Origin of the sequence: Flavobacterium gilvum, assembly GCF_001761465.1 — a bacterium.
Lineage (GTDB): Bacteria > Bacteroidota > Bacteroidia > Flavobacteriales > Flavobacteriaceae > Flavobacterium > Flavobacterium gilvum.
Map to the genome: position 1 here is coordinate 2,989,248 of NZ_CP017479.1, position 25,044 is coordinate 3,014,291.

Genomic DNA, 25,044 nt, shown 5'->3' on the forward strand with positions numbered 1-25,044 from the left:
TATTATGAAAAACATTACAGTACTATCCCTAACGATACTCAATCTTTTTTCGTTTTGCTTTTATGCACAACAGGCAAAAGTATCGAGAGCAGACAAAAAATATGATAATTACGCCTATATTGACGCTATAAAAACGTATGAAAGAATGGCTGAAAAAGGATATCAGTCACCAGATATGTTTCAAAAATTAGGTAATGCATATTTCTTCAACGCTGAATATGATCAGGCGGCAAAATGGTATGATCAGTTATTTGCTTTAAAAACAGATGTTGATCCTGTGTACTATTATAGATATGCTTACTGCCTTAGATCTGCTGGCGATACCAAAAAAGCAGATGAAATGCTTAAAATTTATAATGAGAAAACAGGAAATACAGCTAAGCCACAATCCGGCAAAACAGTAAATTATATGGATCAGATTAAAGCAAATTCTGGTCGATATAAAGTAAAAGATGCAGGAATTAATTCCCCTTATTCTGATTATGGAAGTTCGTTCCGCAACGGAAACAAATTAGTTTTTACTTCGGCAAGAGATACCGGAAGCTTAGGACAAAGAAGACACAGTTGGACCGACCAATATTTTACGAATCTGTATGAATCAAACTTAACCGGAGATTCATTAATTCCTGCCAGTCCAGTCAAATTTGATAAAAGCGTAAAATCAAGATTTCATGAAGCCAGCGCAATATTTTCAAAAGATGGCAAAAAAATGTATTTCACAAGAAATAATTATTTGGAAGGAAAAAAAGGCAAAGACGGCAATAAAGTTACTTTGGTAAAAATTTACAAAGCTGAACTAGTGAATGATTCCTGGGATCATATTACAGAATTGCCTTTTAATAGCAACAATTACAGCTGTGCCCACCCTGCGCTGAGTTCAGATGAAAAAACATTGTATTTTGCATCAGATATGCCTGGGACTATTGGCCAATCAGACCTTTACAAGGTTGCTATCAACGATGATGGCTCTTTTGGAACCCCGCAAAATTTAGGAAACGTAATCAATACTTCCGGAAAAGAAACATTCCCATTTGTAACCAATGAAAATGAACTTTATTTTTCTTCAGATACACATCCCGGACTTGGGGGTCTCGACGTTTTTCTTGCCAGAATAAATCCTGATGGAACTTTTGATGAAGTCGAAAATGTGGGAGATGGTGTCAATTCTTCAAAAGATGATTTTGCCTACCTGATTGACACAAAAAGTAGAATTGGATTTTTCTCATCCAATAGAAGCGGCGGAAAAGGTTTCGATGATATTTATCAATTTTTAGAAACCAGAAGGTTAAAACCAAAATGTAAACCTGAATTATATGGAGTTGTAACTGAATTGACTACCGGACAGGTTATGCCAAATTCTAAAGTTACTCTCTTTGACGAAATGCACAAAGCAATCGCAAATATGGATACAGACGACAAAGGATTTTACTCATTTACAAATCTGGAATTCAAAAAAACATATAGCGTAAGAGCTGAAAAAGAAGATTATAGCACAGCAGAAAAAACAGTAACACTTTCAACAGAAGAATGTAAAAACGAATTGAATATTGCTTTCGAAAAAGCATTGTGTAAAGTTGCTGTTGGTGATGATTTGGGTAAATGTTTCGGTATTAAGTGGATTTATTTTGACTTTGACAAAGCCATTATTACAAAAGTAGCAGAATTAGATTTAGCAAAAATATTAGATGTAATGGCTCAATATCCAAATATGAAAATCGACATCCGTTCCCATACCGATAGTCGAGGTTCAGACAAATACAATGAAGCTTTATCAGAGAGAAGAGCAAAATCTACCAAAGATTGGTTAATTAAAAATGGTATTGCTCCAAATAGATTGAGCAGCAAAGGTTATGGAGAAACTAAATTAGTTAACCGCTGTTCTGATGGAGTACAATGTACAGAAGATGAACACCAGCAAAATAGACGTAGCGAATTTATTATCATGGCTCTATAATTAGAAACAGCATTAAAAACAGAAAAACTACCGTAAAATGGTAGTTTTTCTGTTTTTAATGCTATTTCAAAAGTTTATATCTTCACGAAGATATTTGTATAATATTTTTTACCAGTAGTAGGATTCTCTCTAACTGAGATACCAAAATTAGTATAATCGCCTTCAATGTTTTTTCTGTGGCTTTCGCTAAGTAGCCAAGCATCAAAAGCACCTTTCGCACTATTGTAATTATAAGCTATGTTTTCACTCACCTGTTTTGCTTTCAAAACTTTTATGATATTTGTGGAACGAGCGTCAAAATCGTCATGGTTTACAACGTTATTGGCTATCATATAATTATCATGCTCTTCAGATTTATAAGAAATATAGTTAATTTTTTCTAAACGATTTAAGCCTTTACTTGCTCGGTAATCATTTATCAAAGCCATTGTTTCCAATTCAACGGGACTATATTCATAGTTCGTAACAAGTGCTGAGCTAGGAGAGTTATCTGTAGATGAACTATCATCAGCTGTACACGAAACCATAAAACTCAAAATTGCCACAAAGAAAGACAAACGAAGTATATTCGATTTCATACTATTAGTAGTTTAAGTTTAAAGTAGAATGTGGGGCAAACTGCTTTAATGTTAATGGATTAGGTTATTAATCTGATATCAAATAAACTCACTAAACCATAAACTACCAAAAAAAATCGATGAACTACATGTATTTTACAAAATAAAAAGATATATTCTTACATTATGGCGCAAGACGAGAAATGCTCCAAGAATAATCTTCCTGAAGTTTATAACGTATTCTATCATGTAAACGATTAGGTCTTCCTTGCCAAAACTCTACTTCTAAGGGAGTTACCAAAAATCCTCCCCAATGTTTTGGACGCGGAATCTCTTTTCCTTCAAAATCTTTTTCCAATTGATTTAAATTTTCTTCAAGATAATTTCGAGAAGGAATAACTTCACTCTGGTTAGAAACAACCGCTCCAAGTTTGCTGCCGTCCGGTCTTGACTCAAAATAACCATCAGATATATTTTCAGAAGTTTTTTGGGCAATTCCTTTAATAATCACTTGGCGCTCCAAACTTTCCCAAAAAAAAGAAAGACATACATTTGGGTTATTGGCTATAGCCCTACCCTTTTCAGAATTATAATTGGTATAAAAAATAAAACCTTCTTCGTTAAACTTTTTCAGTAATACAACACGTGACTTTGGAAAACCATCAATACCTATTGTAGAAACAGTCATGGCATTCACCTCACCTGCTCCATCAAAATTTTCTACTTCATGAAACCATCTATTAAAAAGGTTTATTGGATCATCAGGAATTGAAGATTCCAATAATTCACTCTTTTCATACGATTTTCTATAATTACTTAAATCACTCATTTTATTCTGATTACTTATTATTTGGTTACTAAGATTCTAAGTAACTTTAAAAATTAAATTCAAAATTTTTACCATCATCCGCCAAATAAACTTCTTTAAAAATTGTTTCGGCTTCACTTTTAAACAAATCAATACTATCGTAACGAGTTGAATAATGCCCCAAAATTAATTGTTTTGCATTGGCTTTCAAGGCAATTCTGGCAGCTTCTTTGGCTGTAGAATGCATTGTTTTTTGTGCCAATGTTTCTTCAGATTGCAAAAACGTAGATTCGTGATACAAAACGCTCACATTTTCAATCAAAGGAATAATACCTTCATGATATTTTGTATCTGAACAAAATGCATAACTCAAAGCAGGAACAGGGTCTAAGGACAACTTATCGTTTGCAATAATACGACCATCGTCCAGAGTTATATCTTTTCCGTTTTTTATGTTCTGAAAATAACAAGTCTCAATTTCATAATCCTTTACCGCATTAAAATCAAGTCTTCGTTCACCAACTTTTTCCTGAAATAAAAAGCCATTGGTGTAAATGCGATGTTTTAACGGAATCGTTTTTACTATTACTTTATCATCTTCAAAAATAACTTCGCTCTCTTTTGATTCCAATTCATGAAAAACCAATTGATAATTTGTCCACGAATTAGACAAACGCAATTGCAAATCAATTATTTCTTTCACACCTTTTGGTGCATAAATATGTAAATCGGTAGTGCGCCCCAAAAGGGCAAATGTAGAAATCAAACCAATCAATCCAAAAAAGTGGTCACCATGTAAATGAGAAATGAAGACATTATTGATTTTTGAAAATTTCAGTTTAATTTTTCGCAATTGCACTTGTGTCCCTTCCCCACAGTCAATCAAAAAAAGTCTGTTTTTTATTTCTAAAACCTGAGAAGTGGGATTGGTTAATGTACGCGGAGTAGCGGCATAACAGCCTAATATGGTGAGTTTCAATCTGTATATTTGTTTAAAGTTTAAATTGTTTAAGTTGGTTTAATGTTGTTTAACCCATTTTGGCGATTAAAGAAATTAAAGATTAAATCTTTAAACGATTAAACAATTTTAAACTTTTAAAAACCCAAATCCCTTTCAATTTCGTCCATTTCAATCAAATCCTGAGCTTCCAATTGTGTTGGTACAACTGTAATCGAAACAGGAACTTTATTATAATCAATATCCGGTGCTACAAAAACCAAAGACTTTTTTTCTTTTTTATGTTTTTTTACCAAATCCGAAAAAATTTTAATTGATTTTACGTCCACCGATTTATCGTGTGAAATATCCAATATAAGATTATGCTCTTTGAAGCTGTTATACTGACTATTAATTTTGTCCAAAAATTCAACAATATTCCCTTCAGTATCTTTGATTATAGTAGTATGTCCTTTTGTCGTAACTTTCATATGCAAATATTTACTGAATTTTTGAAGCCAAAAGATAGATAACTGCCATTCTGATGGCAACCCCATTTTCTACCTGATTTAAAATCACCGATTGCTGCGAATCGGCCACATCACTTGTAATTTCTACACCACGATTTATAGGTCCGGGATGCATAATTACAATCTCTTTATTGAGCGAATCCAACAAAGTTTTATCTACTCCATATTGCTGAGCGTATTCTCTTGTTGAAGGAAAAAAATTCACATCCATACGTTCATTTTGTACTCTCAACATATTTGCTACATCACACCATTCTAGCGCTTTACGCAAATCCGATTCAACTGTTACTCCAAGTGATTCAATATATCTTGGAATCAAGGTTTTTGGTCCGCAAACCTTAACTTGGGCACCTTGCATTTGCAAAGCATAAATATTGGAAAGTGCTACTCTTGAATGCAAAATATCACCGACAATAACCACTTTTTTTCCGGCAACATCTCCTAGTTTTTCTCTAATCGAATAACTGTCCAATAAAGCTTGTGTAGGATGTTCATGAGCTCCATCTCCAGCATTTACGATACTTGCCTTTACATTTTTTGATAAAAAATAAGCAGCACCCGGATTTGAATGTCGCATGACCACCATATCTACTTTCATCGAAAGTATATTATTGACTGTATCTATCAAAGTTTCTCCCTTCTTCACAGAAGACTGTGCAGCCGAAAAACTGATAACATCTGCAGATAAACGTTTTTGAGCAAGTTCAAATGATAATTTTGTACGCGTACTGTTTTCAAAGAAAATATTGGCAATCGTAATATCCCGCAACGAAGGAACTTTCTTTATTGGGCGGTTGATTACTTCTTTAAAATGATCGGCGGTTTCAAAAATCAGGTTAATATCATTTTCATTAATATATTTAATCCCCAATAAATGATTTACACTTAATTCGCTCATTGTTTTTTATTTTTTTGTTTGTGGTTTATGGCTTGCTGTTTATCGTTAAGGGAGAGAACAACAAACTATAAACAATTAACTATAAACATTTATAACTTAGTTAGTAACCATGTAAACTCCATCTTCTCCATCTTGCTCAACCCAGCACACTTTCACTTTTTCGCCATTGATTGCATCAACCTGACGCCCACGATAATCGGGCTGAATTGGTAAATCTCTGCTAAAACGGCGATCAATCAATGCCAGTAATTCGATTCCCGAAGGTCTCCCAAAAGACTGAATAGCTGTCAAAGCCGCACGAATACTACGACCGGTGTACAGTACATCATCGATAAAAATTACTTTTTTATCTTCTACCAAAAAATCGATTTGGGTTTTATTGGCTTCCAAAGGTTTATTGGTTCTGCGGAAATCATCTCTAAAAAAAGTGATATCCAAATACCCCAAAGAAACATCCGAAATATGATATTCTTTTTCTAATAACTCTTTTAAACGCTCCGCCAAAAATGTCCCTCTAGGTTGAATCCCAATCAAAACAGTATCCGAAAAATCAAGGTGTTTCTCGATTAACTGACAGGCCAAACGATGCAGAATGATATTGACTTCTTTTGAAGTGAGCAATACTTTTTGACTCATAATGAAGTGTTGTGTATTTGAAATACAAATATAGGAATTATGAATTTATTTGTTGGGTAATTGAAGTTGGAAATATTTTTTTTGAATTGAAAGATAAATTCATATTTCAAAAAAAATGTTTTTTGGGTAAAATATAGCCTAAAACTTTTTAATATTTCGACCAATCTACCCAATTATCTGCCTCATAACGCCAAGAATCCTCATAAGCCTCTGGAACTCTTTTTCCGGAAAACACCATTAATACACTGTCTTTTTGAGTTGCTTTAATACAATTGGCATACCCCATTGGTAAGCAAATAATTTGACTTTCGGATTCGGAAAGATGAAAAATTTCAGCTTTCAAATCCTTCGAAGGATTATCCCAATCATCAATTTCAACAAAAGCCAATGTAAAAGCCCCTTTTACACACTGAAACCATTTCTTTTCGAATTGGTGTCCATGCCAGCCTCTAATCACATCAGTATCTAGATGATGGATAAAATAATACCGTTCCACTTCACCAAACCTAAAATGGTTCATGGAGCAAATTCTACCACGATAATCATTAAAAATCTCGCCTTTAATTACTTCAATCTTACTCATATCTTTTTAATACACCTATTAACAACATACCTAAAAAACAACCAAAGTAGTTTATTGTTTTACTTTAATTACTATATGTCAGATTTTATTTCAAAACAAAAATTATACCATAATCAATAGTTTTAGCCGCAGGTTTTTGAAATAAAACCTAACACAACGCCCTTATTAAAACCAAAAAAAACTCCCGCTTTTCGACGGGAGTTTCTATTATATAATCTTCTTTATCAACAATTAAGAATACATTTTCTTTCTTTGTTCTTGGATTTTTTCATCATCAAGGTATTCATCAAAAGTCATGTAGCGGTCGATAACGCCATTTGGAGTCAATTCAACCACGCGGTTACCAACAGTTTGAGCAAATTCGTGGTCATGTGTTGTAAAAATAACCGAACCTTTATAATTTTTCAATGAGTTGTTAAAAGCCGTAATCGATTCCAAATCCAAGTGATTCGTAGGTTCGTCCAGCATCAAGATATTGGCGCGTTCCATCATCATTCGGGACAACATACAACGAACTTTTTCTCCTCCTGACAAAACTCGGCTTGTTTTTAAAGCTTCTTCTCCAGAGAAAATCATTTTTCCAAGGAAACCTCTAATGTAAACTTCGTCACGCTCTTCTTCCGTTTTCGCCCATTGACGTAACCAATCAACCAATGTTAAATCATTTTCAAAATACGAATGGTTTTCTGCTGGCAAATAGGCTTGATTTGTAGTGATACCCCAATCAAATTCACCAGAATCTGGTTTTTGGTTTCCGTTTAGTATTTCATAAAATGCTGTTGTAGCACGGGAATCTTTTGAGAAAAGAACAATTTTATCGCCTTTGGCCATATTCAAATCTACTCCTTTAAACAAAGTTTCACCGTCAATCGAAGCACTTAAGTTTTGTACATTCAAAATTTGGTCCCCAGCTTCACGATCCTGATCAAAAATAATGGCAGGATAACGACGGCTTGAAGGTTTAATTTCGGAAATGTTTAATTTGGAAATCATTTTTTTACGAGAAGTAGCTTGTTTCGATTTGGCCACATTCGCAGAAAAACGACGAATAAATTCTTCCAATTCCTGTTTCTTTTCTTCAGCTTTTTTGTTTTGTTGCGCACGTTGTTTTGCCGCTAATTGGCTTGACTCGTACCAAAAAGTGTAATTTCCTGAATAGTGGTTTATTTTTCCAAAATCAATATCCGAAATATGTGTACAAACTGCATCCAAAAAGTGACGGTCATGGGAAACCACAATTACTGTATTTTCATAGTTTGCCAAGAAATTTTCCAACCAACCGATAGTTTCAAAATCCAAATCGTTGGTAGGCTCATCCATAATTAACAAATCAGGATTTCCAAACAAGGCTTGAGCCAAAAGTACTCTCACTTTCATTTTTCCTTCCAAATCCGCCATTAATGTATAATGATTCTCTTCTGTGATTCCTAAGTTAGACAACATGGCAGCCGCATCCGAGTCGGCATTCCAACCGTTCATTTCTTCAAATTGAACCTGCAACTCCCCTATTCTGTCCGCATTTGCATCATTATAATCCAAATAAAGAGCATCCATTTCCGTTTTTACAGCATACAAAACTTTGTTCCCCATCAGCACGGTTTCCAGCACTGTATGTTCATCAAACATATTGTGGTTTTGGTTTAAAACCGACATACGTTTTCCTGGTTCCAAATGAATATGACCTGAAGTTGGGTCGATATCGCCTGAAATTATTTTTAGAAAAGTAGATTTTCCAGCCCCGTTGGCTCCAATAACTCCATAAACATTTCCGTGAGTGAAGGTTGTATTTACTTCGTCAAACAAAATTCTTTTGCCAAACTGAACTGATAAATTATTGACTGTTAACATGAATGTTTCTTTATTAAAATTTTGTGCAAAAGTACAAAAAAATGTCAATTCTTTTTTACTGAAAAAACGAGTTCCATTATTATTTTTTTGGAGCAGAAGCATTAGACATTTTTATCAACATTCCTCCCGCTCTCCGTTGCAATCTTGTAAACCTCTCGTCTTTAGGGACGAGACGGTTTACAAGGATTTTCACTTCGATCGGGGCTAAAAAACGAATATTTTGCTTTTTTAGAAGTATCTCAAAAAAAGTAACCATTAAGAAATTAGGAAACATTTAGACTTAATGAAACTTAATTTCTTAATGGTTTAAAATTTTAACCTTTATAATAACTTACTATTTTTTCACTTCAATAGAATAAGGTCTATCTTTTATACTTGTTCCCCAACTTTTAGAAGGAGTCGCACCCATTGTAAAAATCAATTCACCACCTTTCATAATATCCGAATGAAGGATATAACTTTTAGTATAGTCTTTTCCGTTCAAAGTTGCTTTTTGTATATAAATATTTTTCGGACTATTGTTTACTGCTTTTACAGAAAAACTTTTGCCATTGGCCAAATTCAACACCGATTCATCCATTGATGGACTTCCAAAGACATAAACCCCGTTGAAAGGATTCACAGAATACATTCCCATCGCGCTCCAAACATACCAAGCCGACATTTGTCCAACATCTTCATTTCCGCAAAGTCCATCTGGTTTATCACTGTATAAATTGTCAATAATGTAGCGTACTTTCTCAGCAGTTTTCCAAGGCTGACCCACAAAATTGTACATATACGTGATGTGGTGGCTTGGCTCGTTTCCGTGTGCGTATTGACCAATTAACCCTGTAATATCGTTGGAAGCTTCGGCTCCCATATCTCCTTTTGCAGTAAATAAATTATCCAGTTTATTGGTAAACTTTTTTTCTCCTCCCAACATAGCAATCAATCCTTCCACATCATGAGGTACCAACCAAGTGTACTGCCAAGCATTTCCTTCGGTAAAATCATCTTTCATATGTGCCGATTTGAACGGATCAAATGGTGTTCTCCATTCTGTATCGCTCACTTTCCCACGGACAAAAGTTGTTGAAGCATCATAATATTTTTGATACGCTTTTGAACGTTTGAAGAAATAATTATAATCTTCGGTTTTCCCCATCTTCTTAGCCATCATAGCAATTGCGCCGTCTGCAATGGCATATTCCATTCCGATAGCTACTGATTCCTTCAATTTATCTGCAGGAATATACCCTAGTGTTTTTACATAATTCAATCCGCGATCATCCTGCATTGCTGTTGCTTTTACCGCTTCAAAAGCTAATTCTCCGTCAATTCCTTTTATTCCTTTCAAATAGGCATCGACTACAATTTGAATAGCACTATTTCCCGGCATACAATAGGTTTCATTCCCCATCAAATGCCAAACCGGAAGATGCCCAGATTCCTTGTAAATCGCCAACATCGAATTAACAATATCCGAAACTCTTTCCTCTTGTGTTATTGTAAACAATGGATTTGCACCACGATAAGTATCCCACAAAGAAAAAGTCGTCAAATTTGTAAAACCAGCCGATCTATGTACTTGTTTGTCCGTTCCATAATAATCACCATTGCTGTCGTTATAAATGGAGGGCGCAATCATCGTATGATAGAAAGCGGTATAGAACGTTTTCATTTTAGCATTATCATTTGTTTTTACCGCAATTTTGTTCAATTCTTTGTTCCATTTTTCATCTGCTGTGGCGGCAACTTTTTCAAAATTCCAGCCAGGAATTTCTTTCTTGATGTTCATTAATGCATTTTCGGCACTCACCGCAGAAATCCCCACTTTGATTTTGATGACTTCGTCTTTTGAAGTAGAAAATTGAATTACCGCTTTGGCGCTGTCTCCCATAACCACTTTATTAATCATCTCTTTTGTATTATTGTACAATTGGATTTTCTTTGCGGGTTTTGACAAAATTGCTGTAAAATAAATACGTTGGTCCACAGCCCAGCCTTTTGAAAAACGATACCCTTCGATCAAAGTGTCATTTTTTACACGGATATACGTATTGGCAGCTCTGTCCCAACCGATTCCCTCAACCAAATCCAAAATAATATGGGATTGATCCGAAGCCGGAAATGTATATTTTTGGAATCCTACTCTTTCAGAAGCCGTCATTTCGGCTTTTATTCCGTTCTTTTTCAAAATAACCGAATAATAGCCTGGTTTTGCAACTTCGTCCTTATGGTCAAATGAAGAAATATAACCATTCTCCATGTCTTTGGCAGTTCCTTTTTTCAAATTGATTTTACCAACAGCAGACATAAATAGAACATCTCCAAGCTCTCCAATTCCTGTTCCGCTCAAATGTGTGTGCGAAAACCCAATAATTGTAGGATCTGAATAATGATATCCAGAACACCAATCCCAACCCTGTGAAATATTCACAGGACCCAGCTGAACGGCACCAAAAGGCACATTTGCCCCCATGAAAACGTGACCGTGGAATCCGGTTCCAATGAAAGGATCTACATATTGTGTTAAATTTTGTTTGGCCGACTGACTGTGCATTTGCAAACAACAAAAAGCTGCCATTGTAATAAATGCGGATTTTAAATTTTTATTCATTTTTATATTCTTTTCTCTTTATTCTTTTCTCTACTTCACAATCTCGAAACTCGCTTCCAATTGTGTATCTCTCGAATTCGAACCTATTTTTACAGTATATTTTCCCTCATAAATTTGGAACTTTTTTTGAACTTCATCCCATTTTTGAAGCTCTTCCAACGGAATTTCCAAAGTAATATTTTGAGAATTCCTTTTGGTAATAGACACTCGTTTAAATGCTTTTAGTTCTTTCAATGGCATTCTGTCCATTTTTGGATATTCAATGTACACCTGTGCCACTTCATCGGCATCATATTGTCCTGTGTTTTGAATTTTTATTTGCATCGAAATTTTGTTGGAAGTCTTTTTTACATTGTCGGGTTTTTGAAGCCAATTATAGTCAAAAGTAGTGTAACTCAACCCAAAACCAAAAGGATACTGCACCTCTTTATTAAAATAACGATAAGTTCTGCCTCCCATCGCATAGTTGTTATAATCTGGCAAATCACTGAAGGATTTGTAGAACGTAATTGGTAAGTGTCCAGACGGAGAAACTTTACCAAAAATAAGATTGGCCAATGCAGTTCCTCCTTGTTCACCTGGATACCAAGCAAAAATTATCGCATCCACATACGGTTCAATTGAAGAAACATCTACTGCTCCTCCGCCAGTAATCACTGCAACTATTGGAGATTTCGAACCTTTTCGCAGTGCTTTCATGTAGGCAATATGCGAAGCCGGTAATTCCATGTTTTTTCTATCACCTTTTCCATCGGCCAAGAAAGCATCACCTTCCTCACCTTCATAAACAGGATTGAATCCTATCACGGCAACGGTTAAATCAGACATTAATGAACCCCACATACCATTGAAACGTTGCGTATCGTTAAAGTCGCAGCCCATATCATATTCCACTCGTGTATCTGGTGAAACTGCCCCAACAATTCCCTCTACAAAATTCACTGCTTTATCACTAATCCCGTGATAATTTCCCACCAAAGCATCAATTGATGCGGCATTAGGACCAACCACCATAATCGATTTGCATTTTTCTTTGTTTACTGGCAAAATGTTTGAGCCATTCACAAGACCATTTTTTAGCAAAACCATACTTTGTTCCGCCATTTTTCTACTTAGTCCAATGTGGTAAGAATTGGCAATACTGTCCACTCCATATTTTCTATAAGGATTGTCTTCGGGTTTATCATAGAATCCTAATTTGAATTGCGTGCGTAAAGAAGGCGCCAGTGCGTTGTCAATATCTTTTGTGGTTATTAATTTTTGTTCCAATGCTTTGATTGCGTCTTTTTGCAACAAATCACTGCAATCCATATTCACACCGCCTTTGATTGCCGCCGCCGCAACAGCTACACTGTTTGGTAAAGCTTTGTGACTTTCGTAAATATCCTGTAATGCCCAACAATCGGTTACGACATGACCTTTGAAACCCCATTCTTTGTGTAAAATATCTGTCAGCAACGTTTTTCCTGTACAACAAGGCTCCGAATTCACGCGGTTATAAGCACACATCACAGATTCAACATTGGCATCAACCAGTTTTTTGAAAGCATACAAGTAAGTTTCTCTCAAGTCCTTTTCATCGACGATTGCATTAAAAGAGTGACGACTGCTTTCGGGGCCACTATGTACGGCAAAATGTTTTGCACAAGCAGCCGTTTTCATGTATTTTGAGTTATCACCTTGCATTCCCTTTACAAAAGCAGTTCCCATCTTCCCAGTCAGGAAAGGATCTTCACCATAGGTTTCCTGACCTCTTCCCCAGCGAGGATCCCGAAAAATATTGATATTTGGTGACCAAAAATTTAATCCCATATATTGCAAACGACGGTCTTTGGCAACAGCCATATTATTTTTGGCTCTAGCTTCGGTCGAAATAACCGTTGCAACTTCATGGAACAATTCGTCATTGAAAGTAGCCGCCATTCCTATAGCCTGCGGGAAAACAGTTGCCCGTCCAGCTCTGGCAACACCATGCAAAGCCTCATTCCACCAATTATAGGCCGGAATTCCCAATCGCTCCACAGGTCGACTTTGAAAACCTATCAACGAAATTTTTTCCTGAACAGTAAGTTGTTTCAACAAATCTTCAACTCTTTTGTCAACAGGTAAATCCTGATTTTTGTATGCTGGTACTTTCTGTTGCGCAACAGTTATAACTGTATAAAAGCAAATTGACAGTACAATTGAAATCTTTTTCAAATTTATTTTCATTTTTCTTTTTGGAATTATTTATAATCACAAAGAATTCTTCACTCTATTTTTTTCAAAAATACTAAATCGTTTTACTTGATAACAATTTAATTTGAAAATCAATAAACAACTTTTACCAAACTTGCAATTTCTCAATCCTATTTCCTTTCTTTTCAAAAGCTCCCGCGGAAGGATTGGAATCAGAACGCTTATTTCCCAAATAATCTGTATCAATTTTTAATGGCGTACCATCTGGGTTTTCAAATTTCCCTTTGGAAACAGTTGTTTTTCCTAACAAATCAGTAGTAACCATCTTTGTATTCAAACCCGAATCACTAGCAACATTATAAGAAATAAAAACTTTATCTCCTTCCTCTGTCAAAGAAAACTTAGGATTCAGAGTTTTGTTTTCGATAAAATTAACTTCTTTAAAATAAGGAATTGCTCCTCCATAATAAATATTCCCGTCCACCGAAGCCGGTAATTTAGCTTTTTTGTAATCGTCCAATCCAAATTTTTGATCTGCCGGATAGCTTTCTCCCTTCAATTCTTTTTTAGTTAAAAAAATATTATTGTAAAAACGGTCGTCTCCGGGAACAATCTCCGATAAACCTTTAATTTCCGTAGAATGTTCCAAATGATAAGGCGTGGATCTCGTTTGATTCAGCCCCAATTCAAATGTTCCGGCAATCAAATTATGAACAACTGCGCCTCCAGTAGACTGAAGATTAATTGCATTTTCAGAAAGTAAAAGATTATTATCAATCAAATATGGACCATGATCAACTTCGGCATAAATATCTTGCCAAGTGTTGTCATACATTAGGTTTCTTGAAATTCTTGTTCCTTGAGTCATCCAATCCAACCAAATTCCAGGACCATCAACCGAGTTAACACGATTATGAATAATTTGCGTATCGATTGGCGCATGGAGTTTTATTCCGCCTAATTCGGCACCACCAAATTGCTTTTTTTGATGAATATTAAAAACATGATTGTTTTCAATTGTGCTAAAAACAGCTCCCATGCTCCCACAAATTCCTGCCTGTTCGCAGTTATAAATTTTATTGTTTCTTACAATATGTGAACCAATATTTTCTTTGTTCCAGCCATTTTTCAATACTTTAAAAATAACTTCTATATAATGAATATTACCATCATTAAAAACATTTCCCAAATCTTGAGTCCAAACGTTATGACCCGTTTTTCGCTCTTTTCCAAGTGTAATCCCCACGCATTTTGAATCGTGAATAATATTGTTTTCAATTATCCATCCTTTGTTCCAATGTGTGGCCACCATACCTACTTGCTCTGCCGTTGGAGCTCCCCATTGAGTTGCCGCCTGACTAAAATCAAATCCGCTGATGGTGATGTAATTGAGTCCTTCGCTTTCAGGGTAAAAACAGGTTTTACGGATGCTTACTTCTGTCAATTCTTTATTAGGGTTGCGTGTCTGGAAATTGGCCCAAATCGTTGTTGTTTGTTCGTTGCTTTCGGCATACCAACCATAAAGAGTACTAACTTTGTCTTTTACCTTTTCGTCTTCCACGGGATACTTTACCAATTCTATTTTATTTCTTTCAAAAAGTGATTTTCCCCCGATAAAGATATCGCAGGTATGAATTTTAGCATTATTATTACACCAATCTCCGGCTACATAATCTTTGAAAGGATTGTAATCCCCGAAAAAAGAATTAGGAATCACAATTGTCCAAACTTCATCATCCACTTTTTTCCAGCCGGTCAAAACTTCAGAGCCTTTGATTTCGACTTTTTCTCCATCAGCGGCTTTGTAAATAATTCGTTTAGAATCACTCTCTCCTCCATTTTTTGGATTGATTCTTTCACGATACGTCCCTGCATGTACAATCACAATATCACCCGCAACAGCAATTTGAGCTGCATGGTTAATTGTCTTGAATGGTTTTAATATTGTTCCTTCATTTGTATCATTCCCTTTAACAGACACATGTATTTCTTTTGCCGAAAGGCTTACTGTCGCTAAAGCAAAAAACATTACTATTTTTTTTATCATTTTAGTTGATTTACAATTAATTACTAATGATTACTTAATCTTTTATTTCACTACAATTTCATCGATAAAAACCCAGGATTTTGAACCTGCTGAAGGATGCCATTGCGGTAATTGCTTTGTTCCTTTTACTTCAAATTTGACATAACGAATGTTTTTTTGCGGAGCATTAAATAAAAAAACTTTATTGACATCTGCTTTTTCCTGATTACCTTCGGTCTGAATATTTCCAACTTCGGTAAAATCTTTACCATTTTCCGAAACCAGACAACGAACACCAGCCGGATGAAGTATCCAACTTTTGGCATCCCAAAGCGAGCTGATTTCTATTGTTTTTGCTTTGACAGTTTTCTCTAAATCGAGAGTTAAATCAAAATCAATTCCATCCCAGCCCAACCAATGCACTTTATAATTACTGTCACCTCTTACACCATTTGTCAAATAAGCCAAATCTCCTTTACTGTATTGTGGAGAAGGTGTTTGACTTGAAGTTACTTTTTTCTTAAATGAAAGATTTCCTTTTACCTGAACATCAATAAATCTTTTGGTGCTTTCGTAGTACGACTTCGGTGTCAATCCCGATTCATTTAAATGATCAATATTAGCTTGATTACAAACCGAATAGAAATCTTCTATCATTTGTACTTTTTCGGGAATTACTGTGTAATCACCATTTTTTTCGGTATACCAACCCCGTGGACCAAACATATCATTTTTACCTATTTCCATAATAGCAAACTGCAATGGTAATCGAGCCACTTTTACATGTAGTAACTGCGTTGCGTCGTTTTGGGCAGCTTTTTCGGCATTATCAAAAAAAGTATTGTATTCATTGATATTGTTCTGTGAAAGAAACGTATTCTGATGACTTGTTGGATGTTCGTAAATATCCAGTCCATCCCCACTTTTCTTTAATTCACTTTCCAATTTTTCAATATATTTTTTTATCCAAGGAGATGCTTTACCATAATAACCCTCCAAAAATTCATTTGTAATCTGACTCACATCGGCATTTGGATTCCACAATAAACGGGAAAGCAAATACACCTTCAGTTCCGAGAATTCAGATCCCACCGAAGCATTGGCCTGTTGAAAATGAGCTGAAACATTATTTTTTACAAAAAATTGAATATTTGGCTGCAACACGTGTAAATTTGGAAAAGGACTCACAGAATTGGCAAAATCAATATCGTAATCCCACAAATAAATATGATTGCAGATTTTTCCCCACTCAATTATATCATTCTTAAATGATTCGCTCCCTTTGTCGTCTTCAATAGCTTTGCTTCGATTCAATTCGATAGTACAAAGCATTACCTGAACATTTTTGGCAGGTTTCGTAATAAGAGGCGCTTTTCTCGAATATTCGTAAGCCAAAGTCGAGATAATTTTATCCGGAAATTGTTTGGCTACTTCATTTACAAAACGAATAATTGGCCCAGACGGACTTCCTTCTTCAGCGATAATTTTACTGCATTTTTCGCATTGGCAATACGAAAAATTATCATTCTGACTTACCGACCAATAGTTCTCATTTGACTGAAGAGCCATTTCTTTTTTCAGTTTTTCAATTGTCAATTTCAAGACATCGGGATTTGACAAACACAACTGATCGATATTTCTTTTGCCATTCATTTCTGAGAAATATTCTGGATGCGTTTTGAAATATTCCTGCCACGGAACCAATTTCCCAAAAGTATGCACATAATAGCCTTCGGCAAAAATTTCGTCAACACTATTAAGTCGATTCCAATCATAAAATTCCTGCCCCACTTTGTCAACGATGTAAACAATTCGGCAATCGTTTTTGGGTGCGTCTGTCAGATTAATTTCGGGTAAATTAATGTTTTTATTAAAAGGAATATCCTTGTAAGTTGCACTGTAATTACGGCATCCCATGTACTTTTCCAGCAAAGTTACCACACCATAAATACATCCTTTTTTGGAACCGCCTTCAATAAAAAGCGATTCATTTTTTGTCTTTATCGAAAATCCATCTGGATTTTGTATGGCATTGGAAATATTGATATAAATTGCCTTTTTCCTTTTTACCAATTGATTTGAAATCGGAAGTCCAAAACCCGAAATTTGAGAAACGTATTTTTGCAAAAGCAAAGCTGCTTTCTTTTCCGATTCGGTTTCCTTTGACGAAATTACAATTACATAATCGCTTTTCCCATTGGTTACAAGAGGAATAGTTTTACTATAAGAATTAAACTGAAAAGGAAACAACAGCAAACAGAATAATACTTTCAAACTATTTACTGACTTAAATTGGTTACTACTATTTTTCATTTGGTTTAGGTTAGCAAAAAAACATAAAGATGAAGCCAATTACAACATAAATTAGCTTCATCTTAATTTTATTCTATTTATTCAAATTTTCGAACATTACAATTGCTGTGTACAAAACGCCAGCTTCGCCTCTGAAAGTTCCGGAACCTCTAGGCTCATTTTTTATGGAATACCATTCGTAGAAACCATTATTGTCTTTTACACGTTTCAGCATCGGCTGTATTTCTCTGTAGGCTTCTTCTACATAACCATATTTTATTAACTGTTGGATAGTTCTTCCACCAAACCATGTCCAATCTCCACCGTTTTGATAACTATAGACCGGATTCATAATTTTGTTTACGAAATAACCGTTTGGATAAGGAGGATAAAGAGTTAAACCAATAGAAGACGCTCCAGCTTCTTTAACCCTTTTTACCATTTCGTCCAATGAGGCTTTCACCTCTTTTTTGCTCAACAATCCAGCTTCCATAGCAACGGTTGTTCCTCCGAAATAGAAAATATTATTTTCGTCAAAATCAGATGGAAAAGGGGAACCATTCAAATACAAGTGCGGAATAAACTTTTGCTTCTTTGCATCCCAAAGATAGGTTCGACAATTTTTGGCAACATCATTTCTGATTTTTCCCCATTTATTTTTAGTTGAAGGAATCATTTCAATCATATTATCTAACGCAATAATAAACATTGCATTGTCATAAATATCGCAGGCAATGTGCGTGTTTCCATCAACATCTACTCCGTAACCAGGTTCTGGTTGCACATCGCCCCAGTCGGCGGTAGTTGCACCGGTTATCAAGCCGTATTTTTTGGTAAATCGATGAGCCATCAGGAAATCCATTGCCCATTCCAATCTTTGTGAAACAGTTTTATCACCAACTTTTTCATTCAAAATTGATTTATCGCCTGTCAGTTTTATGTATTTATAAACCGCTTGAACCAATGAAGTTTCTTGATCGGTTTCTACCGTATTTTTATGAGCAGCGTATCTTGGTTCTAATTTAGAATATGAAAAATCCTTTTCTCCTTTTCCAATTTTTTCTTTTGGCGTATAGCCATCAATGATATTTCCATCCTCACCCTGCATTCTGAAAAACACCAAAAGATTTTCTTTTATTTCTTCTTTTTTGGTGACTTGTGCAGCCAATTCGATAAAGGTATTATAATCTCGAATCCAAACTTCACGGTAACCGTCACCTGCATTTACACCTGTTTTCATTACCGCCAAAGCCTTGTTTTTGACAAAAGGCATATAGGAATCGTTTTTAATTTTGTCAGCTAAATTTTTATCAATAGTAGCTTTTTGCTGAGCCGAAGCGGTCAGGGCAAATGTAAGTGCTACTATTGACAATGCTATTTTTTTCATTTTATTTAATTTAAATTATTTGCTAGTACTCATTGATGGTGGAGGTGTTTTTACACCCCAATTTGTATTAGGATTTGCTCCCATATCAAAAATTAGAGTTCCGCCGTCGGTTAATTTTTTACGATCAATCCAAGCATTTTCTATTTTTTCTCCATTAAAAGAAGCCGATTGGATATACATGTTTTGCTTCGAATTGTTTTTGGTTTCTATTACTAATTCATCGCCTTTATAATATTTTTTATCCAATTTAATGGTTACTTTATCAAATAATGGACTTCCAAATTGAAACGTCGGATTCATGGCTGCATGTCCTTGTACATCAAACAATCCCATGGAAACCATTACAAACCAGGCTCCCAATTGCCCTTGATCTTCGTCTTGTCCAAAACCGTAACCGTGAAGTGGTTCTGTACCATAGAATTCATCACAAATCGTGCGAGACCATTTTTGCGTCAGCCAAGGTTTTCCAGAATAATTAAACAAGAAAGAATGATGCAAACAAGGTTGATTCCCGTGGTTGTACAACATTTCCAATCCAGAGAAACTATCTATATTTTTTCCGCCGCCAAAAGTTGATTTTTGACTTTCGTTAAAAGTATTTTCTAAACGTTTATTAAACAAATCTATACCTAAAACTTTAATCAAACCAGCAGGATCTTGCGGCACATACCATGTGTATTGATAAGCATTACCTTCCTGAAATCCTCTCCAAGCCTGCATTGGGTTAAAATTCTCAACAAATTTGCCATCTTGGTAACGTGGTCGGATGAATTTGGTTTCTGGATCAAAAATATTTTTCCAATTTCCAGCCTGTTTCATTAATTTTTCATAATCTGCTTTTTTGCCCAAAGCTTTTGCAAATTGAGAAACTCCATAAGAAGTATAGGCAAATTCAACTGTATGTGATGACCCAAAATTAAACTTCCAACCATTGGATATAATAGTATCTCTTGATGGAATATATCCGTCTTTTACAAAGTAAGACAAATCATATTTTCCTGAACCATAAGGACGATTGCTGTATCCGGTTTCATTCTTATAAGCAATATTATAAGCCTCTTCTACATTAAAATCACGAATACCGCAGTTATAAGTCGCCGCAATCATTAAACCAAAACAGTTTGTCTGAACTCCGTTAGAATGTGCTCCTGCGGCCACGCCATCATGTAACCAACCTGTTTCTTTTGCAAAATCAAGATTTGATTGAATGTATTGGCTCAAATAATCTGGGTAAGCCAATGCCCAAAGTTGTCCGAGATTCCAAAATCCTCCCCAAATTCCGTCGGTATTATAATGGTTGTACTTCGGTTTTCCATTTTCGTCCAATGGAATGTGACCTATTTTCCCATCGTGTCTAGGATAACTTCCATCGACATCACTCGCTAATCCGCGCCCCAAAAGTGCGTGATACAAACCGGTATAGAATTTTACTTTGTTGATACTGTCTTTGGTTTCAACTTTGATTCGACCTAATTTTTCGTTCCATTGTTCGTGAGCTGCTACTTTTACAGCATCAAAACTCTGACCTTCTGCTTCGGTTTTCAAATTCAGTTTTGCGTTTTCGATACTTGTATAAGAAAGCCCAACCTGCATTTCGATAACTTCTCCTTTTTTGGTAGCAAAATTCACGTACATTCCGTTCCCGATTCCTTTGGTTTCCGATTGATTATCAAATGTTTTATCTTCAACGAATGAACCGTAAGATTCTGGTGTTTTGTTCATTTGAATAACAAAATACATTTTCACGCGTTTGTCTGGATCACAAAATTTTAGATATTCCGGATAAGTTTCTATGGTTCCTTCCAAAGTATTTTTGCCCGAAAGTTTCATCGTAGCTTCAGTCACGCCACTACTTTCCCCTTGACGGTGCCCAATATCGAAAATAATACGAGATTCCTTCGATTCTGGAAAAGTGTAACGATGAAAACCTACTCTTTCGGTAGCTGTCAACTCGGCTTTGATTCCATATTCTTTTAAAAAAACAGAATAATAACCTGGTTCGGCATGTTCGTCTTTTTTATCAAAAGTAGAACGGTAACCGGTTTCTGGTTTTTCTAAAGTTCCTGGCGTAGTCTGCAATTTTCCTGTTACCGGCATTGCCACCAAACCGCCAATTTGAAATTCATGAAAATGTCCAAAACCCTCAATAGAAAGATGACGGTCATCATAACCGCAAGGTTCCCAACTCCCTACGCTTCCGTAAGCATTGGTGTGCGGAGCTAATTTTGCCATTCCAAAAGGAACAGAGGCCGGTGTGTAAAAAAACCAACGTCCATGTACCGAACCAATTTGTGGATCGACCCATGAAGCAGGATTGAAATCATCCTTTTTCTTTGAACAGGATAAAATTGAAATGGCCATAGCCATCAGGAACAGTTTTTTTGATATTTGTTTCATATTTGTTTTTCCTATTTAAAAGATAACTTTAATTATTTTTTCAACAAAAACTCCGAAACTCCGCTTCCAACCATTTTAATTTCGGATGAATTTGATTTTTCGGCTCCGCTCGTCACGTCAATTATTGATTTTGGTTGCAAAGATTTCCATATGAATTTGGTTTGTTGTTCCGATTTTTCAGGATTGAACAAACGCATTAATATTGAGCCATCTTCGTTTGGTGTCAAACTTGTTACCACAATTTTTGAATTGGTCAGTTCAAATAGATTTGATGGCAATTTTACATCTTCCTTGATTACAATCCCAATCAAAGGCTGAGTGAATTCTGCAGCTTCTTTTTCTCTATAAGCATCATTTACGGCTGAATATGGACGTAGCGCATATTTGAAGTTTGCAACACCCTCTTGATCTGCTTTATAATTGGTATGCCAATAATTATTCATCACATAACTGAACCAAGTCGAAGTTGGATTTGATGTTTGTTTCCATTCTTTATGACCTGGCGCAACCACTTTTCTTTCATCAATCATGCTATTTGGCTCTACCAGAGGAGATTCTAACAACATCCATTGCACACCTTTAGTCCCATCAGATACATCCATCCATCTTTTTCCGTAGAGATAATCCATATTAGATCCCGGCAATTGGTCTTTCAAAAATTCAATAGAACCGTATCCGGCATCAAGAGTGGTTTTGGTAAATTGTCCATTAAAAGGATACCCAAAATGAACTCCTTCTTTTTCGCGAATAGCTTTTTTGTCCAAAACATTATGAATCAACACTTCATCGCTTCCACTGTAGAGCGAAATAATACGTTCCAATTTATTGGCACCCGGAGCATCTGAAGTGATAGAAACTGTCGTCATTACAGGTCCTTTCTCAATAAATTTCACTTGAACATTTCCATTACTTTGTGCATCTTCTGGATTCAGTCCGGCCACATACCAATAACTGTTCAATCCTTGTTTTTTGAAATCACCGGCATAGTTAAAATCCGAAACGGTTTTAAGATTTGTTATACTTCCGTTGTTTTTGTCCCAACTGAATTCAATTTGCCCGTTTGACAATGAATTTTCTCCCAAAACAAATTTACTAGTCAAAGCTGGTGCTGTTTTATTTGTAATTTCAAAAGTAGCAGTTCCAAAAGCGGGTACATCTTTGGCAATAAATGCATATTTTCCGTTACTTAATTTTTGCAACGGCAAAATATTTCCTTTTTCATCTTTCACCGATTTCCCCTCAATTGCCGATTCTACAATAACCAAGCCAGTTCTATTCCACGAACAAGTATTGAATACTGCAATTTTCTTAGATTGTGAATTACTTAGACTTTCAAATAAATTTTTCTCCAGAGCATTTATCTGTGCGTCACCATCGAGCATGTACTGTCTTTTAATTCTCCATTGTTCTGTTACAAAGGGAACATCCGGCTCTGTAGTACTATTGTGTGCTCCCCAAGTATGCTCATGAAACAATAGGATATTTCTCCATGCCTCGTAAAAATTATGTTGGTCGTATTTTTTAGAATCCAACATTGTATAAAGCGTAGTCAATTGTTGAAGTCTCAAACTGTTTTTTCTGGTTATACCTTCTTCTTCAGCAGACGAAATGGCTCCGTCTTCCCAATAAGGTGTCATATCACCTTTTACAGTTGGAATTTTATCCCCGTATTTTTTCTCGAACGCTTCAAATAAGTTTTCTGTAGTATTCAAAACCAGTTTTGGAGAAGCATATTTCTCATTCCAGTTTTTGACAAAATCAGAAATATTGGGTTCAATCGGTCCATTATCGGCAACGATATTAAAACGCCACTGCACCATATCATAAGGATAATTATTTGCAGTGAGTTCATTTAGATAATCTGCAATTTTTTTAGCACCTCTTTCATATATATCACCTGGTTTCATACCATGCCAAGAAGAATACCCTTTGGCTCCAGCCCAAAACAACACTTTTTCCTGCCCCGAAGGTGATGTCCACCAAACTGGTTTATCTCCCCAATTTTTAAGAAAATGCCCTGCTCTATCACCCAAATATGGATGATCTAACCCCATGAAATTCGAGCCAATTGAGAAATATTTCACACCTCCTTTTGAAAGCGCCGTTACGGTTGACCATGCAAATCCAGGAATATCCGAAATCATTGCACCATTTATTTTGAAACCAAATTCTTTACGCAATTTGTTTGCATATTCTGTATAATGAAACATTTCCTCAGGCTCGCTCATACCAGTAAGCAAATTTGCATACAAAGCCGAAAGGAAAATATCCCCGTTTTTTACAGCTGCAACAAACTTCTCTTTTTGGGCAGGTGTGGCAACTTTCAGAAAATTTTCAACAGCCCAGAGTGATTCTACATTCCACTTAAATTTTGCTTCTGCTGGATATGATTTTGTTTTCTCAATCATTTCGAGTGCATCGACAATATTTTTGTTATGGATTTTTATAACATCAGGCTGAATATGAGAATAACCGATGTCTGTATGAGCATGATGAATTAAGTGAAGTTCTCTGTAAACAACTGGCTTAACAACAAAATAATCGTTGATATAAGTTTTATTTGCAATCGAAGCTTGTACTTTTACTTTTTCCTCTTTTGCAACAGCGGTAATTGGAACATCAAAATAATTTATTCCGTTTTTAATGTTGTAACTATAATTTTCTTTGTCATTGATTTTTACTTTTACGTTTTCATCTTTTCCAAAATGTAAAACTGTCAGAGCAATAGATTGTGTACCATTTTTTAGAAGGAAAGGCATTGGAAGCACTTTTACATTTTCCACGAATGGGAATTTGAAAGTCATAAACCAGTCATTGCTGTTTTGTTTTTGTCCAATAATTTTCACACGTACCGTTTGCCCGGCTTTTACTTTGCTGGAAGGAATACGCAAGAAAGCATATCCCTGTGAATCATTTGCCCCATCCAATTTAGTTTGTTCAAACACCAAAGCCGATCCATCATCTGCTTTAAAAATCCAGTTTGGTTTTTGATTTTTTGGTAAAGTTGTAAAAGTCAGAATCTTTTTGTCATTAACATACAAATCATAATTTCTGTCTCCACCGCTTGTTGCCGAAGAGTGACCTGCTACCCATCCGAAATAAACATATTCTCCTTTGCTATCTTTTGGCACTGGCGCTGTTTCCCATTCGATAGTTTTATTTCCATCGGTATTTCTTGTCAAAAGAGCAACTGTCGCATAATCCTGAAACGCCGAATTATAGGTAATATTTTCTCCGCTGATTTCTTTGGAGAAGCCATTAATCCAATTAATTTTTCCAAAAAAAGGAACTTCATTTTGCCCCAAAACCGATTGTGCTGTCAAAAAAATCAAAAGGACAATTGATAATTGGCTTGTGCTTCGTTTTTTTAAATTCATGATCTTTATTTTTATTCTAATTAATTATTAAAAA

The 25,044-nt window shown here is 35.5% G+C and carries 16 protein-coding genes; 1 reads left to right on the top strand and 15 read right to left on the bottom strand.

What is annotated here, in order from left to right; all coding sequences use genetic code 11:
* Nucleotides 1-4 precede the first annotated feature (4 nt).
* A complete protein-coding gene (locus EM308_RS12500) occupies nt 5-1,954 on the top strand; it encodes an OmpA family protein (RefSeq protein WP_035636931.1) in 1,950 nt (649 codons plus the stop codon).
* Between the two features lie 74 nt (nt 1,955-2,028).
* Here EM308_RS12500 and EM308_RS12505 read toward each other — a convergent pair whose 3' ends face one another.
* From EM308_RS12505 to EM308_RS12580, 15 genes are all read right to left on the bottom strand, one after another.
* A complete protein-coding gene (locus tag EM308_RS12505; protein ID WP_035636930.1) occupies nt 2,029-2,532 on the bottom strand; it encodes a CAP domain-containing protein in 504 nt (167 codons plus the stop codon).
* A gap of 163 nt (nt 2,533-2,695) precedes the next feature.
* Nucleotides 2,696-3,340, bottom strand: a complete 645-nt coding sequence (gene pdxH / locus EM308_RS12510) for a pyridoxamine 5'-phosphate oxidase (protein ID WP_035636929.1) — start codon at nt 3,338-3,340, stop codon at nt 2,696-2,698.
* 46 nt (nt 3,341-3,386) lie between these two features.
* Nucleotides 3,387-4,298 carry a ribonuclease Z gene (locus tag EM308_RS12515; RefSeq protein WP_035636928.1) on the bottom strand — a complete coding sequence of 304 codons (912 nt, stop codon included), beginning with the start codon at nt 4,296-4,298 and terminating at the stop codon, nt 3,387-3,389.
* Nucleotides 4,299-4,414: 116 nt separating this feature from the next.
* Entirely contained in the window at nt 4,415-4,747 is a 333-nt protein-coding gene (locus tag EM308_RS12520; protein WP_035636926.1) for a hypothetical protein, read from the bottom strand.
* A gap of 10 nt (nt 4,748-4,757) precedes the next feature.
* Entirely contained in the window at nt 4,758-5,684 is a 927-nt protein-coding gene (locus EM308_RS12525; RefSeq protein WP_035636924.1) for an aspartate carbamoyltransferase catalytic subunit, read from the bottom strand.
* A 96-nt stretch (nt 5,685-5,780) separates the two neighbouring features.
* Entirely contained in the window at nt 5,781-6,320 is a 540-nt protein-coding gene (gene pyrR, locus EM308_RS12530) for a bifunctional pyr operon transcriptional regulator/uracil phosphoribosyltransferase PyrR (protein WP_035636917.1), read from the bottom strand.
* Between the two features lie 148 nt (nt 6,321-6,468).
* Entirely contained in the window at nt 6,469-6,903 is a 435-nt protein-coding gene (locus EM308_RS12535; RefSeq protein WP_035636911.1) for a WxcM-like domain-containing protein, read from the bottom strand.
* 231 nt (nt 6,904-7,134) lie between these two features.
* Nucleotides 7,135-8,751, bottom strand: a complete 1,617-nt coding sequence (locus EM308_RS12540; protein ID WP_035636957.1) for an ABC-F family ATP-binding cassette domain-containing protein — start codon at nt 8,749-8,751, stop codon at nt 7,135-7,137.
* A 334-nt stretch (nt 8,752-9,085) separates the two neighbouring features.
* Nucleotides 9,086-11,353 carry a GH92 family glycosyl hydrolase gene (locus tag EM308_RS12550; RefSeq protein WP_035636908.1) on the bottom strand — a complete coding sequence of 756 codons (2,268 nt, stop codon included), beginning with the start codon at nt 11,351-11,353 and terminating at the stop codon, nt 9,086-9,088.
* A 30-nt stretch (nt 11,354-11,383) separates the two neighbouring features.
* Nucleotides 11,384-13,564: a glycoside hydrolase family 3 N-terminal domain-containing protein gene (locus tag EM308_RS12555; RefSeq protein ID WP_035636907.1), complete on the bottom strand. Its 2,181-nt coding sequence runs from the start codon at nt 13,562-13,564 to the stop codon at nt 11,384-11,386.
* A 112-nt stretch (nt 13,565-13,676) separates the two neighbouring features.
* On the bottom strand, nt 13,677-15,578 hold the full coding sequence (locus EM308_RS12560; RefSeq protein WP_197056128.1) for a DUF1565 domain-containing protein: 1,902 nt from the start codon (nt 15,576-15,578) through the stop codon (nt 13,677-13,679).
* Nucleotides 15,579-15,620: 42 nt separating this feature from the next.
* Entirely contained in the window at nt 15,621-17,870 is a 2,250-nt protein-coding gene (locus tag EM308_RS12565; RefSeq protein WP_035636905.1) for a DUF4838 domain-containing protein, read from the bottom strand.
* 73 nt (nt 17,871-17,943) lie between these two features.
* Nucleotides 17,944-19,236: a GH36-type glycosyl hydrolase domain-containing protein gene (locus EM308_RS12570; RefSeq protein WP_035636902.1), complete on the bottom strand. Its 1,293-nt coding sequence runs from the start codon at nt 19,234-19,236 to the stop codon at nt 17,944-17,946.
* A 15-nt stretch (nt 19,237-19,251) separates the two neighbouring features.
* The gene (locus EM308_RS12575; RefSeq protein ID WP_081907261.1) at nt 19,252-21,633 is read right to left on the bottom strand and encodes a GH92 family glycosyl hydrolase; all 2,382 of its coding nucleotides are present in this window, start codon (nt 21,631-21,633) and stop codon (nt 19,252-19,254) included.
* Between the two features lie 32 nt (nt 21,634-21,665).
* The gene (locus EM308_RS12580) at nt 21,666-25,010 is read right to left on the bottom strand and encodes a glycoside hydrolase family 38 N-terminal domain-containing protein (protein WP_051877766.1); all 3,345 of its coding nucleotides are present in this window, start codon (nt 25,008-25,010) and stop codon (nt 21,666-21,668) included.
* Nucleotides 25,011-25,044: the final 34 nt, after the last annotated feature.